The 18,772-nt window shown below is 39.8% G+C and carries 5 protein-coding genes; all 5 read right to left on the minus strand.

Annotation, left to right across the window (positions count from 1 at the left end; genetic code table 11):
• Nucleotides 1-24: 24 nt before the first annotated feature.
• Entirely contained in the window at nucleotides 25-2,052 is a 2,028-nt protein-coding gene (locus FBB35_RS23395) for an ABC transporter ATP-binding protein/permease (protein WP_174711629.1), read from the minus strand.
• A gap of 203 nt (nucleotides 2,053-2,255) precedes the next feature.
• A complete protein-coding gene (locus tag FBB35_RS23400) occupies nucleotides 2,256-3,434 on the minus strand; it encodes a 2-isopropylmalate synthase (RefSeq protein WP_174711630.1) in 1,179 nt (392 codons plus the stop codon).
• Nucleotides 3,435-3,498: 64 nt separating this feature from the next.
• Nucleotides 3,499-7,728, minus strand: a complete 4,230-nt coding sequence (locus FBB35_RS23405; RefSeq protein WP_174711631.1) for a non-ribosomal peptide synthetase — start codon at nucleotides 7,726-7,728, stop codon at nucleotides 3,499-3,501.
• Nucleotides 7,725-15,437, minus strand: coding sequence for a non-ribosomal peptide synthetase (locus tag FBB35_RS23410; RefSeq protein ID WP_174711632.1), 7,713 nt, complete (start codon nucleotides 15,435-15,437; stop codon nucleotides 7,725-7,727). The genes FBB35_RS23405 and FBB35_RS23410 overlap by 4 nt, the downstream gene beginning before the upstream one ends.
• A gap of 93 nt (nucleotides 15,438-15,530) precedes the next feature.
• Nucleotides 15,531-18,743 carry a non-ribosomal peptide synthetase gene (locus tag FBB35_RS23415; protein WP_174711633.1) on the minus strand — a complete coding sequence of 1,071 codons (3,213 nt, stop codon included), beginning with the start codon at nucleotides 18,741-18,743 and terminating at the stop codon, nucleotides 15,531-15,533.
• Nucleotides 18,744-18,772 lie beyond the last annotated feature (29 nt).

Raw genomic sequence — 18,772 nt, forward strand, 5'->3', positions numbered from 1 at the left:
GATTTTAAAAAGTAAAAATATTGGTTAAGCTCTTACCCATTTCAACACCTTTGGATCTTTGTCATAGCGGTAGGTAAAGCCATCATTAGCAGTAATGGACTTACCAAGGCTAGCCTTGCTTCTGATGGTGTTAATACTACAGTCTGTTAATGTCTGCATTTCCTTATGAGAAAGTCCTTCTATTGTACCTATCTTGATGGATGTTTCTGGTTGAGTTTGGGATTCATTTTTGGGTGAAACATCTATTGTGATTTCAGGCTTTTTAGGAACATTAATAACAACTTCTTTTGCTTTTTGTAGTTGATAATCCTGTACGCTAATAATTTGCCAGCTAGAATCTCCTGATAGTTCCAAAACCCATTGATGATAATTAAACAAACTTTCTCTATGTCCAACACTGATAAAAGTTGTTTTTGTGTCTTGCAACTGTTGATATAAACTCTCTTCATTTTTCAAATCTAAAGCACTTGTTGCTTCATCTAATATAGTAAATCTAGGATGAGTAATTAGTAGTCGTGCAAATGCAAGGCGTTGTTGTTCTCCTAGTGATAATATGTTCTCCCAAGGAACTTCTGTATCAAAGTCATCTACTCGACTCAACAAGTTTTGTAGGTTGACTTGTTGCAAAACTTCTTTGAGTTCTGCATCAGTCATCTTACGAGTTGTATTAGGATAGAGTAATTGTTCACGCAAAGTTCCCAAAATTATATAAGGACGTTGGGGCAAAAATAACACTTCTTCTAATGGAGGTCGCACCAGACGACCAGTCCCGGCATTCCACAAGCCAGCGATCGCTCTCAATAGAGAACTTTTACCACGACCACTCGGCCCTACAATCAATAAACCTTCTCCAGGTTGAACCTCAAGTGACAAATTTTCAACAATCACCTGTTCATAGTTGGGTGTTTGTAAAGTGATATTCTCAAAAGCGAGATGGTTTTCTTCTATTGTTTTAATAGTACTTACTTTCTCTGGTTCTTTGGTAACAAATTCTAACGCATCTGTAAACTCACCCAAACGTTTAACGTAACTAGAAAATCGTCCCGAAGTTGCAAATTCTCTAATTAATTCTGCCATAGCAGTAGCAAACAAATTACAAGCTAAACTGGCTTGAGCAATTTCTCCAAATTCAATTTCACCTCTAATCTGTAAAGGCCCGAATACTATAAATGGAAATATTTGGATAGCTGCCTGATAGCCTCTGTTAAAAATATCCTGAGTTAACTCCCAATTAATCTTGCGTTTGGTGCTTTTAATAATGTTATTAAATCTTCGCTGGATTATATTTAATTCTTTTTTTTCTCCCTGAAAGAAAGCTATTGATTCAGCGTGATTACGAACATGAGTTAAGCTATAAGTATAGTCTGCATCAAATTCGAGTTCTTCTTGTTTAATCTTATTCAATTCTTGAGCCAAATAAACAGCAATTAAATTGCCTATTATCGTATAAACAAGCAATACAACTGCAATAAATTGGGAAAGAGACCAGAGAATTACTAAAAAAGTTGCCATTTCCAGCACTTTTTCTAGAAAAGTAGCTGAAAAAGTAAGAGCATTTCTGATCAAAGGTTCAATTTCTTGGGATATTCGTTGATCTGGATTATCAATATCTGAGTTAAAATTTATTTTATAATAAGCGCGATTGCTCAAATATTTTTTTAAAATGCGATCGTTTAGCCATTCATACCAATCAAGAGCGATTTGTTTTCTAACAAATTTAGAAAATCCTACTAATAGCGTTACGCAGACAAGGGCAGCGCCATAAACTAATAACGTATCAACAAATTTAGCAAGGTCTTTTCCTTCAGTAATAATATCTAATAAATAGCGGCTAACAAAGCTATTAAATGCAGTGACACCGACGAGCATTATTATTAATAATATCAGGATAATGAGCATTCCCCATGTACGAATCACGTCTGGAAATGCTCTTCCCCATGCCTCTGTAGGATACCAGTAAGGGCCTGCGATCGCTTTGATATCCTCCCAAAATTGAGTAAAAGCTGAAGGGGTATTGGTTAGGGATTGATTATGAACGGTTTTAGATTGCATATTCTAGAAATCAGTTAAGACTTTTGAAGCTGACTGAATAATTTTGGTATTTTACTATATTGACTACATTCTTTGTTTTGCAATGCTTTTAGGGTTTTACAGTAATGTGCAAACAAAGTCTATATGTTTTAGCTGTAGGATGTAGCTCGCGGATATTTTTTCACATCCCATAACAGTAGCGAGCTACTATACGAGAGCATAGATTATTTAAAGACCCCATTTTTCCATAACTCTAATACCTCATTGGCTGTAAAATAACGTTCTTGCTCAACAGCAAGAGATTTGATCACTGAGCGCATTTTTTCATATTGATTTCTGGGTTGGGGATTTTGTAGTTGCTTTTCAAATAGATATTGAAAATTACTGACTCCACTCCATTTGCCGAAGAGAACTTCTATAGTGCTGTAACGCAAAGCAGCGTAGCTTTGAGGATCGCTAAACAAAGAATTGACATGGATACCTGATTCGTGGCGTTGAGCAGTTTGAGAGTAAGGGGGAGCAGGACGAATCCCCAGTTGCTCAATGTAATTAGTCACTGCGGCGATCGCATCATAATTAATCCCTTTGACTTCGATTCCGAAACGGACTCGCAACCCATTTAATACCTGCTCAATGGCAACATTTCCGGCTCTCTCACCAATCCCGGAAAATGTACCCGATACTAAAGTCGCTCCGGCCATAACGGACTGGAGAGTATTTTCGAGAGCCAAGCCCATATCATTGTGGTAGTGTACCCCGAAAGCAACGCCTGTTGTACGTTGGAGCAGATCATTAACCCAGATATAGCTCTTTTCTGGAGTGAGGACTCCGACTGTATCACAAAGTAAAAAGTTTTCAATATAAGGGCTGTATGAGCGGATACATTGCACTAAAAAGTCAAAATCGGCTCTTGAGGCATCCTCGGCGGCAAAGTCTACCCTAAGACCAGCAACCTTAGTGGCATAGCGCAAATTTTCGACAATTATATCAATGGCGTTTTGGCGAATTATCTCGATTACTTTTGCTGGGATATTATCATCAATAGTTTTTCCTTTAAACTCGTTCAACAAACGGATCTGAGGATCTCGCAAAAACAGCAGGCGATCGGAAAGACCGTAAAAAAGGATAATGCGCTTAACTCCGTACATTTTGGCTTTATCAATGTACTCCTTTCCCATTAAGGTACAAGCAGTGATCAGACTATCCAATCCCTCTAATACTAATGATTTGACTAATTCTTCTTCTTGTTTACAAACACTGGGCATGATAGCGAGTCCATCAACTCCCGTTTGAGCAATGGAATAGGCAAGTTTTTGTTTAGTTGGATAAGAGAAGAAAATGCCTGCTTGTTGTTCTCCATCACGCAGGGTTTCATCGGAAATTCTGATAGAAATAGTTTCCATTATACCTATTGCAGAATCATTTTATAGTGGACTAAAAAAAGCAAGAATAGACTATTGAAATACTCTATTCTGCTGTATTTACCATCAAATTATGTAATTGTGCGGCTAATAGTTTGACATTAGGTTCATAAAGCATTTGACCATGATTTCCAGGTACAGAAATCACCTTTAGAGGCTTTTGAGTATAGGTTTGCCATCCCCAATCGGGTAGATCGTAATCAGAAAAAGCTTGGAGTTCTTGCAAAACAATATCCTTAACTTCTTGAGCGCGAAATAAAACAATGGGAGCAGAAATTGGATGAGTAGGCTGATAATTCGCGTAATTAAGCGTTAGCACTTTCATCACTTTCATATTGGTTTTGAGTAAAGAAAGGGTGGAGTGTTCCGGTAAAACATTATTTCGGTATAGATAGTCTGCTGCTAAATCCCACCTAGCTCGGTCATTGGGTTGAGCAACTAAATCGTCGTATTGCAGTCCTAAATAAACTCCTTTTAAGACTTCAATTCGTCGAATCAATTGCCAAATCCAATCAAGCTCTGCTCTATCAGTAAAATACTCAGGCTGAGAAACCAGTCCAGCATCCAAGATAGCTAGTAAACTCACCGTTTCACCTTGCTGTTCGAGTTGGAAAGCCATTTCAAAAGCAACGGCACAACCTGAAGAATATCCTGCTAATATATATGGACTTTTGGCTTGTTTACGTAATATCTCAATCAGTTGACTTGCATGGGCTGTTACTGAATCAGGAAGTGCGCTAGAACCGTCTCGCCCTGGAGTTTCGAGTCCATATATTGGCCGCTTAGTTCCTAAATTGATTGCCAAATCTCGAAAATAGAAACCGTGTCCGTTTGCGCCAGGAAGAAAAAATAGAGGAGTTGCATCTCCTTGAAGTTGGAGTGAAAGTAAATCGGGATTTGACTGTTGAACCTCACTATTACAAAGTTGTTCTGACAGTTGAGCAATAGTAGGATTTTGAAATAAACTACTTAAAGAAAGTTGTCGCTCAAAGACTTGTTGAATATTGTTGAGCAGTTTGATTGCTAATAAAGAATGACCGCCCAAGTCGAAAAAGTTATCATGAATCCCAATGTCTTGATGTTCGAGGACAGCAGACCAAACTTGCGCCAATTGCTGTTCAACTTCGTTGCGTGGAGGTTCATATAAGCCCTCAATTACACCATTTGGAGCAGGTAAAGATTTCCGGTCAACTTTGCCATTGGGAGTTAAAGGCAACTCATCTAATACGATGATCTGAGCCGGGATCATATAATCGGGCAGACGGGATTTAAGATAATTTTTCAATTGGGTGAACAAATCATTGTTGATTCCCGTTACATAAGCAATTAAACTCTGATTGCTCTCAGTTTTATATAAGGTGACAATTGCTTCTTTAACTGATGGATGTTGTAACAAAATCGCTTCAATTTCACCGAGTTCAATTCTAAAGCCTCGTAATTTAATTTGATCGTCTATGCGACCCAGATATTCAAGGTTTCCATCAGATACCCATCTTGCTAAGTCGCCGGTTTTGTAAATTCGCTCAATTTTACTGAATAACTCAACTTCAATAAATTTCTCGGTGGTTAAATCAGGACGATTGAGATAGCCTCGTGCCAAACCCACACCAGCGATGCATAATTCTCCAGGGATTCCTGGGGGTAAGGGTTGATTTTGAGCATCTAATATATAGATACGAATATTAGATATTGGTTGACCAATAGGTGGTTTTTTTCTATTAGGATGACACAGTGCTAACACAGCATTAACCGTAGATTCCGTAGGGCCGTAGCAATTAAAGAAACGCCGCCCCTTTGCCCACTGAGCAACTAATTCGCCTGTACAAGCCTCACCACCAACTCCTATGGTTTGCAAATCGGGTAAGGTCGCTTGAGGTAAGATAGATAAAGCCGAAGGAGATAAAAAGCAGTGGGAAATTTTGTGATGAGTTAAGAAGTCAACTAAGCTTTGACTGGGTAACAAGGTTTCTTTTTTAGCAAGATATAAGCAAGCACCAGTGATGAAGGTAGTCGCAATTTCACCAATAGATAGATCGAAACTAAAAGAACCAAACTGAAGTAAACGGCTGTGGTGTTGAACTTGAAAAGCTTTACCCCAGGCAAAGCCTAGATTAACAATTGCTTGATGCTCAATCATTACTCCTTTGGGCCGTCCCGTCGAACCAGAAGTATAGATTACATAAGCCAAATCATTAGGCGTACTTTGATGTCTGGGATTTTCTTTTAATACTTCGGTAAAAGTTTCCTCATCTAAACAAATTATCTGACAGGGATTTTCGAGGCTAGCTAAGGGTAATTGGTCTAACAAGAAACTTTGGGTTAGTAATACCGATGTTCCAGAATCTTCTAACATGAACCCAATCCGTTCTTGAGGATAATTGGGATCAATTGGTACATAAGCCGCACCTGCTTTCAGGATACCGAGTACACCAATAATCATTTCCAAAGATCGTTCTACACAAATACTAATTAAAGTGTCTGGCTTAATTTTGTAATTTTGAATTAAATAATGAGCAAGCTGGTTCGCTTTTTCATTCAGTTGTTGATAAGTTAATTGTTGAGATTCAAAGACTAAAGCGATATTATGAGGATTTTTTTCAACTTTTTGTTCAAATAAGTCTACTAAAGTTTTATCGTAGGGATAATCAGTTTGAGTTTGATTCCAGCGTTGTAGTTGTAGAAGTTCGGGCGCTGTCATCAAAGGCAGGGTATTGAGAGGTTGTTGAGGGTTATCAACAATTCCCTTGAGTAAAACTTCAAACTGTTCCGCCATCCTTTGGATAGTACTTTTCTCAAAGATATCGGTGGCGTATTCCCAAGTTAAATTTAACTGGTTATCAGATTCTATGACCATAAGTGCTAGGTCAAATTTAGCAAATGGATAGGTTAATGGGAGCCATTCAATCTCTAGTCCTGGCAAACTTAGGTCGGGACTTTCATTATTTTCCAGCGCTAACATGACCTGGAATAAGGGGTTATGACTCATACTGCGTTCTGGTTGCAACTGTTCTACCAGATACTCAAAGGGAATGTCTTGATGAGAGTATGCGTCTAAACAAGTTTGGCTAGTTTGTTGTAGGAACTCGATAAAACTTTGCTCAGGCTTGATTTGGTTACGCAGGATCAAGGTATTGACAAAAAAGCCGATTAATCCTTCTGTTTGGCTGTGGGTGCGGTTAGCAATAGGAGAACCAATACATAAGTCTTCTTGACGACTGTAACGAGAAAGCAGAATACTGAAAGTTGCCAACAAAGTCATAAACAAACTTGCACCTTGCTGTTGACTTAAAGTTTTAATGGCAAGAGTTAAGTCAGGTGATAGGGAATAGCGATCGTGATCACCTCGGTAGCTTTGCTGTGCTGGACGAGGATAATCGGTAGGCAACTCCAGTAATGGAAGAGCATCGTTCAGTTGATGTTTCCAGTAATTAATCTGGTTTTCTAATACTTCCCCTTGTAACCAGTGACGTTGCCAGTTTGCGTAGTCGCTATATTGAATGGGCAATGGTGCAAGTTTTGGGGTCTGACCTTGAGTAAAGGCGGTATAGACTTGCCGTAACTCACGGACAAAGATCCCCATTGACCAGCCGTCACTAATAATATGGTGCATATTGATAAGCAACACATATTTGTGCCCTTTGAGTTGTAGCAGTTTTGCTTTAAACAAAGGCCCAGTATTTAAGTCAAACGGTTCTTGAACATAAGCATCTATAAAGCTTTGGAGGTTTGGGGAGTAGGAAGATGAAGGAAATATTGATACTATTTCTTCTCCCCCTGCCTCCTGTTCTTGCCAGTTTTGTACAGTTAAAACTTCGATGTCGTCTAAATTTGCGATCGCAACCTGGGGTTGTCCCGCCACTGTGGGAAAATACATCCTCAGACTCTCATGCCGGTTAAGCAAATAAGCCAAACTACAATGCAGAGCATCAATATTGAGATTGCCTTCTAGTTGTAAAACCATCGGCATATTGTAACTAGCTGATGGGCCGTGGAGTTGCCCTAACAGCCAGAGGCGTTGTTGAGCAAAGGAAAGGGACTTGGGGGCATTATCGCTCAAGGTGGGAATTTCCTCTGCCATCACAGTTGTGGCTTTGGCAGAATTTAAGAATGCTAATATATCTGCTTTGTTGGCTTGAATTTCCTGCTTGAGTTCAGAAGTTAAGGCGTTTTTACTAGTACGAATTCGTAATTTATCATCTTCAGCCCATATTTTGCAGCCCATATTTTGCAAACGAAGCATTAAAGAAACTAATTGCTGATTTTGTGTCATGGTCATAGTTCAATTTCCTCTTCGTCTGAGTTTAAAGGTTGCATATCTGCGGTGGAGAAATTAACCCAAATGCAGCTATCGAGATAACTCGCTAATTCGCTGAGGGTGGGAAACTCAAATATTTTACGCAGCGCCAGTTCTACTTGGAATGTGTCGCGGATGCGGGCAATTAATTGGGTTGCTAATAATGAATGACCGCCTAAATTAAAGAAGTTATCCTGTCGAGCTATCGCTTCATATTTAAGCAGCTTCGCCCACAATTCGGCAAGCAATTTTTCTGTCGCTGTTATAGGCAATTCAATGTCTGTTGAGGAAACGGTTGCATTTGGCGCAGGTAAAGCTTTACGGTCTACTTTTCCATTTGGTGTTAGTGGTAGTTGGTCTAAGACCATGAAATGGCTAGGAATCATATAATCAGGCAGATTTTTAGCCAGAAAATCTTGCCACTCTTCTAATAACGCTGGATCAACTTGATTGGTGCGATATTGCAACGGTTGATTTGCATAACGTTGCCAAGGTTTCAGCCGCAAATTTTTATCTTGAGAAAATCTTGGCAATATGGACTGTCCAGGGATATTCCGTTGAAAAACAACATTGTAATCGGAAAATCCTGTGGAACTATATTGGATAAAAGGCGTATAGGGCAAATCTCGCGCTAAAGTTCGGAATGCTTCTGGTTCTATGCCTAATTTGGCTTGAGCAACTGCCGCTTTTAAGTCTGAAACAGTACCATCTAATTGAACACTTTCTTCTAACAGCAACATTTCTGAAGTTAGATAAGCATTTGGAACACCTTTAATACCTAACAAATCTGGTTGCTGAGTCGTTAAAATTCTTTCGATTGTTTCAAAATTTAATTGCTGGTGCCAATCTAACCATTCAGGTTCCGCCAGAGAAATATCTGTTTGATCCAAATGTAAAACAACGTCATAACGAAAACGGTTCATTTCTGTTTGAGCAGAACCTCGTTTCAATTGAATTTGTACATGACTAATCCGAGGAAATTTTTGTTTGAGAGCGGGAAAGAAATTAGGGTCAATCAATAATTCGCCTTCGGTGCGGATGTTTTTTTGAATCTGTTGACGTAAGTCTTTAATTGATAATTCATCAGGGGCGCGATAAAACTCAACTGCGGTGTGGAAAGCTTCTAATAAATGGAGATTTCGTACATCCCCAATAAAGATTTTTCCCTGAGTTTTCACAGCTTTTATCGCCCCGCCTAATACTGATAACAAGTAATCTAAAGAGGGAAAATACTGAATAACAGAATTGAGTATTACCAGGTCATAATTATTTTTTTCAATGCCGTCAAACTGGTTAGCTGCACCTTGTTTTAAAGTAACTTTTTCCTGGAGAGACTGCTGTTGAAGATGTTGTTCAATATAATGCAAACCTGCTGCTACAAGGTCTGTACCCAGGTACTTTTGACAATGGGGAGCAATTTTCAACAATAACATCCCTGTCCCACAACCGATTTCCCAGACCCGTTTGGGTGCAAGTTCTAGAATTTGCTCAACAGTTTTATCCCGCCATTCTTGCATCGCAGCTTTGGGATAAGGTTTTCCTGTGTAGCTATCATTCCAACTAGCCAAATTTAGGGTTGGGTCATCTTTTATATCTTGTGGTTGATGGTAGGCATCATTAAAAACTTGTTGCCATAATTCCACCTGTTCACCTTGAAGATATTCATCCTCTTTGCCTGTTGGGACAACATAAGCCACCAGACGTTGATCGAAATCAGTGTCTTCCCGAAGCAGGACAACCGCTTCTTCAATTTTTGAATGTTTGAGTAAAGATGCCTCAATTTCACCTAATTCAATGCGGAAACCACGAAGTTTGACTTGGCGATCAATCCGTCCTAAGTATTGCAAATTGCCATCAGGTAGCCAACGGGCTAAATCGCCCGTTTTATAAATTCGCTCAGTTTTACAGAATAATTCGACTTTGAGAAATTTTTCGGCGGTTAAATCGGGACGATGCAAATAACTCTGTGCTAAACCCGCACCTGCAATGCAGAGTTCTCCAGGAATACCAGGGGGAAGGGGTTGACTATAGCTATCTAGAATATAGATGTGGGTATTAGCGATCGCTTTACCGATAGTTGGTTCATGCTGGGCATTTCTAGCAACTTTGGTAAATGTAGAGTAAGTTGTGTCCTCAGAAGGGCCATAGAGGTTATAAACTTCTCTTACAGATGTAGTTTGATATAAAGCCTGTACCAGACTATTTTTTAATGGTTCGCCAGCTAAATTGATAACTTGAACACTTGCCGGAATAGCATTCATATTCAGCAGTTCCGCAGCAGCACTTGGTACAGTATTAATCAAAGTTATCGGTACAGGACTCTTACGTGCTTGCTCAATGTAGAGTGCATTTTCTACCACGATCGCACTACCACCTTGAGTCAGTGGGACAAAAATTTCAAAAATGGAGAGATCGAAACAGATTGAGGTTGATGCTAAGACACCTGCAAGCTGTTCTGCACTATAGACTGAATGCGCCCATTTTACTAGAGCTACTGGGCTATATTGTGCGATCGCAACACCTTTAGGTCGCCCTGTGGAACCAGAAGTATAAATTACATAAGCCAAATCATCAGGGCTACTTTGCGGATTGGGATTATTTGTTGGCTGATCAGACCATATTTCTTTCTCTAGAAATATTACCTGACAGGGATTTTTTAGTTTTTCTAGGGGAAGTTGCTTTTTGTTGGCATTTATTGTTAGTAATACCGAAGCATTACTATCTTCGAGCATTAAATGAATGCGATCGCGGGGATAACTGGGATCAATCGGTACATAAGCACCACCCGCTTTGAGAATAGCAAACAAGCCAATGATCATTAAGAGCGATCGCTCCACACAAATCGCAATCAATGGATTATCAGGTAATTGTTGCTCTTTTTTGAGTTCCAACAAATAATGCGCTAGCTGATTGGCTTTTTGGTTGAGTTCTTGATAACTCAGGCTTTGATCTTCAAATACCACCGCAATGTTATCGGGCGTTTTTGCCACCTGTTGTTCAAACAGATTCACCAAAGTCTGGTTTTTGGGATAATTAATATCGGTTTGATTCCAAACTTCCAGTTGTTGAATTTCTGCTGTTGTGATTAAGGGTAGTTGATGAATCGGCTGTTGGGAATTTTGGATAATTGCTTCCAGCAAGACTTCAAAGTGTCCCGCTATGCGCTTAATTGTTTCTGCTGCAAATAAATCTGTGGCATATTCCCACATGCAATGCAGTTGGTCGCCCCTTTCGGAAAAATCTAATGTTAGGTCAAATTTGGCAAATGGTAAACTTTGCTCTAAATATTGAATATCAAGCCTTGGTAAACTAACCTTTTTCCCCGCTTCTTGAGTATTTTGCAACACCATCATCACTTGGAATAAGGGATTATGGCTCAGACTGCGTTCTGGTTGTAACTGTTCTACTAAATAATCAAAGGGAATATCTTGATGGGAGTAGGCATCTAAGCAAGTTTGGCGGATTTGTTGGAGTAGCTCACTAAAACTTTGCTCTGGCTTGACTTTACTCCGCAATACCAAGGTATTGACAAAAAAGCCGATTAATCCTTCTGTGTTGTTATGGGTACGGTTAGCGATCGCACTACCAATACATAAATCCTCTTGACGGCTGTAACGAGATAGTAAAATACTAAAAGCTGTCAACAGAGTCATAAACAAAGTAACTCCCTGTTGTTGACTAATGGCTTTAAGTCTCTGAGTCACTTCATGACTCAAACTATATTCTTCACGCCCACCTTGGTAACTTTGCTGCGCCGGACGGGGATAATCGGTAGGTAAATCCAGCAATCGGGGAGCATCACTGAGTTGTTGTTTCCAGTAATCTTCCTGGCTTTCTAAAATCTCCCCTTGTAACCAACTGCGCTGCCAAGCTGCATAATCACTATACTGAATCGGCAATGCTGACAAATTCGGAATTTTCCCCGCAGCAAAAGCCGAATAAGCCTGTTCCCATTCGCGTTTAAACACCCCCATTGACCAGCCATCAGTAATAATGTGGTGCATATTGATGAGCAGGACATTTTTCTGTTCGCTAAGTTGCAGCAGTTTCGCTTTAAACAGGGGGCCAGTATTTAAGTCAAAAGGTTCTTGGGCGTGACTATCAGCTAGACGTTGTACGGTTTCTGCTTGAGTTTGGAGATCGAGCGACTGTAAATCTGCAATCGCCAGTACTTCTATATCCTCTGGATTTTGGACAACTACTTGCGCCTCTCCCTCCAAAGCTGGAAAATAGGTGCGGAGAATGGTATGGCGATCGATGAGATAATCAAAACTTGCACGCAACGCCTCAATATTCAACTTGCCTTCAAGTTGAAGAGCCGTTGACATATTGTAGGTAGCTGAAGTTCCAGTGCCTTCAAGTTGGTCTAAAAACCAAAGTCTTGATTGGGCAAAGGAGAGATTTTTAGGAGTATTTTCAGGTTGTGGTGTGATGGGTGGTAAAGCAATTACTGAAGAGGCTTTGTCAATTTCTGTTGCCAACTCAGATAAAATGCTTTGCTCAAATACCTTGCGGACAGATACTTCTACCCCAAAAGTGTCACGAATACGGGCAACCAATTGGGTTGCTAATAGGGAATGTCCACCCAATTCAAAGAAGTTATCTTGACGACCAACAGACTTAGCTTTTAAGAGAGTTTGCCATAAGGTAGCCAGTAGTTCTTCTGTTGGGGTAACGAAGGCTTCAAAGTTAGTCGAAATGGCTGTATCTGGTGCTGGTAATACTCTACGATCTAATTTACCGTTAGGTGTAAGTGGCAGATGATCCAATACCATAATCTGGCTAGGAACCATATAATTTGGCAGGCGAGTTTTCAGATAATCTTTAAGTTGACTCGCTAAATTGCTGAATTTTTCCTTTATCGTGACATAAGCTACTAACCTGGGATTATTATCAGTTTCATATAAAATTACAACAGCCTCTTTCACTGATTGGTTTTGCAATAATAGCGATTCAATTTCACCCAATTCAACCCGAAATCCCCGTAATTTAACTTGATCGTCAATGCGACCTAAATACTCAAGGTTGCCATCATCTGCCCATCTTGCCAAATCGCCAGTTCTGTAAATTCGCTCAGTTTTGCCAAATAATTCAACTTCAATAAATTTTTCGTCGGTTAAATCGGGATGGTTGAGATAGCCTCTAGCTAAACCAATTCCAGCGATGCACAATTCCCCAGGAAGTCCAGGCGGTAACGGTTGATGATGAGCATCTAAAATGTAGATGCTGTTATTAGCTATAGGTTGCCCAATGGAAGGTTTTTTCCCATTCGGTTCACAACTAGATATACTGGCGATAACCGTCGATTCCGTCGGCCCATAGCAGTTAAAGAAACATCGTTTTGTGCCCCATTGTGTCACCAACTCGGCTGTACAAGCTTCACCACCAACAATTACGGCTTGCAAATCAGGTAATGAGGCTTGAGGTAATACAGATAAGGCAGAAGGAGGTAAAGTGAAATGGGAAATTTTGCGATCGCGCAATAAGTCAACTAAAGTTTGACTAGGTAACAAAGTTTCTTTCTTGGCTAAATATAAACAAGCACCTGCGGATAAAGCAGTGGCAATTTCACCAATAGATAAATCGAAACTAAAAGAACCAAACTGAAGCCAACGGCTATTGTGTTGAACTTGAAAAGTTTCAGCCCAGACTAAGCTGAGATTGACAATTGCGCGATGCTCAATCATCACCCCTTTGGGTTGTCCCGTTGAACCAGAGGTATAAATTATATAAGCTAAATTATCAGGGTTACTTTGAGGATTGGGATTATCTATTAATGCCGAATTAAAAGTTTCTCGATCTAAACAAATGATCTGGTGTTTAAGTTTAGTTAAAGGTAATTGCTCTTTGAGGTGACTTTGGGTTAGCAGCACCGATATACCAGAATCTTCTAACATGAACTTAATTCGTTCTTGAGGATAATTAGGATCAATCGGTACATAAGCCCCACCCGCTTTGAGGATACCGAGGACACCAATAATCATTTCTAAAGACCGTTCAACGCAGATACCAATTAAAGTGTCTGGCTGAATTTGGTGATTTTGAATTAAGTAATGAGCTAGTTGATTCGCTTTTTGATTAAGTTGTTGGTAAGTTAGACTTTGGGATTCGAACACCAAAGCAAGATTATCAGGATTTTTCGCAACTTGAGCTTCAAACAAGCCAACCAAAGTTTGATTAAGAGGATAATCAGTTTGAGTTTTATTCCAGCGTTTTATTTGCTGACATTCGTCCTCTGTAAGCAACGATAGAGTATTAATTGGTTGGTTCGGGTTATCAATAATTCCCTTCAGTAGAACTTCAAAATGTCCCACCATCCGTTGAATTGTTTCAACTTCAAATAAATCTGTTGCATATTCCCATTCTCCTATCAAACCTTGAGGAGTTTCGCGGAACATCAGCGACAAATCAAACAGCGTCGTTGTGTTTTCCCACTGAAAACGGGTTAGAGATAATCCAGGAATTTCTAGTTTCTCTTGAGTTCCACTTTGCAAACCAAACGCCACTTGAAACAGGGGATGATAAGAAAGCGATCGCTCTAAACCTAATTCATCAACTAGTTTCTCAAAGGGTAAATCTTGATGGTCATAAGCATCCAGGGTTACTTGCTTGACTCGTTCAAGTAATTCTAAGAAACTTGGATTTCCTTGCAAATTGGTACGTAATGCTAGGGTATTGACAAAAAAGCCAATTAATGATTCTGTTTCTCGACGGTTACGATTAGCGATCGCAGAACCAACTACAATATCCTGTTGACCACTGTAGCGCGACAATAACAGCGTAAATACTGCAAGCATTGTCATAAACAGGGTAGTTTCTGACTCCTGACTTAAACGCTTCAACTTCTGCGTTAAATCTTGATTGAGTTGCAAAAACTCACTACGTCCCCGATAGGTTTGAAGTGATGGACGGGGTTTGTCTGTGGGCAATTTTAACAGAGGCGGGACTCCGGCTAATTGTTTTTGCCAGTAATTGAGTTGGGTTTGCAGTACCTCTCCCTGTAACCACTGTCTTTGCCAATAGGCGAAATCGGTATATTGTAGAGATAATTCGGGAAAAGGAGAAGGTTTTCTGGCGCAGAAAGCATTATAAAGGCTGAACAATTCACGGCGAAAGATGTCCATTGACCAGCCATCACAAACAATATGATGGATAACCAGCAACAGCAGATGAGATTGATCGGCCAGTTGCAACAACTTTACCCGCAGCAAAGGAGGGTTTGATAAGTCAAATGACTGTTGTAATTCTTCTGCTGTTAACTGCTGCGCCTTGCTTAACTGGTCTGCTTCCGTCAATTGTCGCCAGTCTAGCAGTTGCATTGTCAGTTGAGGATGAGGATGAATCACCTGTATCGGCGACTCATCGACAACACAGAAACTAGTACGTAAGACTTCATGACGTTGGACAATTTCTGCGATCGCTTTTTCTAACGCAGTTATATTCAGCAATCCGCTAATTTGCCAGAAAAACGGGACATTATAGACACAATTTTCGCCTTCTAGTTGGTCAATAAACCATAGTCTTTGTTGAGCAAAAGAGAGGGGAAGGTGTTGTTCTCGTGATACGGGTGTTAACGGTGGAGTTAGCCTGCCATTCTTTTGCGGAGATTGCTGTTGCTTTTTGAGTTTTTGTAGGACTAATTCTCGTTTTTCTGGCGAAAGTCCTTCTAGACGTTTTAGTATATCGCTCATAATATTTATTGTTTAAAATTAGTTTTTTATCGAACCACAGAGACGCAGAGAACACAGAGAAATAACAAAAATATCGAGTATTGGAATTAATACTTACAAAAGTAATTCTTGCGTCACTTCTTGGTCTGACAACTGATCAACTTCCTTTAGAATCTGTGCTAGGGCATCATTTTCTGCTTGTTCAATCTGTTGTTCGCTGACTTTTTGTGCGAGTTCAGCAATAGTTGGGTTTTCAAACAAATAACGCAAAAGAAAATCTAGAGAAAACACCTCTCTTAAGCGAGAAATAACTTGAGTTGCCAATAAAGAATGTCCTCCTAACTCAAAAAAATTATCGTGAATTCCTACCTGTTTTAATTTCATAACTTCAATCCAAATCGTAGCTAATTCTTGTTCAATTGGTGTGCGAGGAAGAACAAAATCAACCTCTAGATTTCTTTGATCAATATCAGGATCAGGCAAAGCACGACGATTAACTTTACCATTAAGAGTTAAGGGCAAAGCTTCCAGAAATACGAAAGCAGCAGGAATCATGTAATCTGGTAGCTTTTTCTTCAGGAAATTTCGTAAGCTGCTTGGTGAACTATCCTTTGCAACAACAATATAAGCCACTAGGAATTTCTTCCCTGGTTCATCTTTCTGTGCAATAACTACAACTTGTTTTATCTCAGGATGTTGAATTAAAGTCGCTTCAATTTCTGCTAATTCAATCCGAAAACCGCGAATTTTTACTTGTGTATCAATCCGACCAATAAATTCCAAATTTCCATCAGGAAGTCGGCGCACTAAATCTCCAGTTTTGTAAAGGGTATCTCCTTCAATAAAAGGATTAGGAATAAATTTTTCACGAGTTAATGTTGGTTGATTTAAGTAACCTCTAGCAACACTCGCACCACCCACATAGAGTTCACCAGGAACACCAATTGGAACTCGGTGTAAATTTTCATCTAGTATGTAAAATATGCGATCGCCAATGGGTTTTCCAATGGGAATTGAATTCACATTTTCAGCAAGTTGTTTAGGAATCGGGTAACAACAAGTAAAAACTGTGCATTCCGAAGGGCCATAACCATGAATTAATTGCGTTTCCGGCAATAATTCTAAAGCGCGATGAACATGAGATACAGAAACAGATTCTCCCCCAAACAGTAGTTGTTTTATGCCTGACAATCCTTGCGGCATTGTATCAATCATGAGATTGAATAATGCTGTAGTCAGAAATAGGGTATTAACTCTTTGTTCTTGAATAATCAGGCTTAAGCCTTCAGGTGTGGGAATTTTTTCTGGATAAAGCACACAACGCCCGCCATAAAGCAAAGGTGTCCAAAGTTCTAGGGTGAGTGCATCCCAAGAAATCGATGAATGCTGTAGCCAAGTTTGTTCTGCATCAAGGTGAATGTAATCAACCCCAAACATAAAACCAATGATGCTACGATGATTGACTTCTGTGCCTTTTGGTGTTCCTGTTGATCCAGAAGTATAAATGATATAAGCTAAATTTTCTGGATTAACTTCAATAGGTAAATTATCTTCTTGATATTGGGAAATTTTTTCCCAATCTGCATCAATATTCACCACAGTTTGATTATTGAGTGGAAGTCTATTTTGTAAATTAGTTTGTGTTAGCAAGATGGGCGTTTGTACATCTTCTAGCATGAACGCCAGTCTTTCGGAAGGATAAGCGGGATCTAGTGGAACGTAAGCCCCATCCGCTTTGAGGATAGCAAGAATTCCTACTACCATTTCTAGCGATCGCTCTACACAAATTCCCACCCTTACTTCGGGTTTAACTCCAAGCGATTGTAAATAATGAGCTAATTGATTGGCGTGGTTATTCAACTCCCGATAAGTTAAATGTTGCTTTTCATATACAAGTGCTACTGCCTCCGGCGTTTTTTCTACCTGTTCTTCAAATAAACTATGAATACATTCGTAACGAATAGAATCTATATTTTTATTATTCTCTTGTAGAATTATTTCTTCTTCTTCGGCTGCACTGAGCAGAGACAATTGGGAAATATCTTGTTGTAGATTGGTTGCCATTCCTGATAGCAGTGTTTGGAAATGCCCAATCATCCGCCCAATTGTTTCTTGCTCAAAACGGCTGGCATCATAGACAATCCTCCCAGACAATTTTGATTGAGGATTAACTACAACCGTTAGCGGGTAATTAGTGCGTTCAAAACAACGAATATGACTAATTTCTAAAGTTTTTTTTGTATCCTGTTCAGCAGAATCTAGCGGATAATTTTCAAATACTAAAAGGCTCTCGAACAGAGGCATTCCTGGGGGAATATCACTCAAACGCTGAATTTCTGCCAGTGAATAATAAGCATACTGTTCCTGTTCAAATGCTTGACTTTGTAATTGCTTGAGCCAGGGTAATAATTCTGCTTTTGGTGTAATTTTTACCCGTATGGGGAGGGTGTTGATTAATAGCCCCACCATCGAATCTACCCCCGCAAGCGTTGGTGGACGACCGGATACAGTTGCACCAAAGACCACATCACTTTCCCCACTGTAGCGGGAAATTAGTAACGCCCATGCTCCCTGCACTAAATTATTCAGAGTTAAATGATGCTGCCGCGCCACATATTGCAGTTTTTCAGTTACCGTTTGGGATAATTGAAAAGTTTGCTCATTGTATATTCCTTGTTCTTGTTCCCTATTCCCTATTAAAGAGGTAGGAGTTTCAAACCCCTGGAGGGTTTGTTGCCAGAAGTTCTTTGCTTGAGCAATATCCTGTTGCTGTAACCAATTAATATATTCTCGATATGGGCGAGAGGGCATCAGGCGTAAATGTTCGCCTCGCTGATGTGCTTCATAGAAAGCTAAGACTTCTTTGAGGATAATCTGCATTGACCAGCCATCAAAGAGAATATGATGATGGCTCCAAATAAATTGGTAAATATAGTCCTCTAGCTGAATGACAGTGAAACGCATCAGGGGAACTTGAGCTAGATCAAATCCTTTTTGGCGATCGCATTTCAAAAAGTTTTCTAAATGCTGTTGTTGTTCATCGGGCGTTAAATTCCGCCAGTCCAGTTCTTCCCACGAAAGATCCACTTGCTTACTCACCATTTGCAAGGGCTTTTCTATCTCTTCCCAATAAAAGGAACTCCGTAAAACTGGATTCCGCGCCACAACTTGCCGCCAAGCTTGCTGGAAGGTAAGAAAATTTAATTCTCCAGAGAGGATGCAAAGCAACTGCTCAAAATAAACTTCCGATTCTGGCGCATAAAGAGTATGAAACAGCATCCCCTGCTGCATGGGTGAAAGTTCATAAAGGTCTTCGATGTTGTTCATGACAATGGGGAATGGGGAATGGGGAACGG

Source organism: Nostoc sp. TCL240-02, assembly GCF_013343235.1.
In the GTDB taxonomy this organism is placed as follows: domain Bacteria; phylum Cyanobacteriota; class Cyanobacteriia; order Cyanobacteriales; family Nostocaceae; genus Nostoc.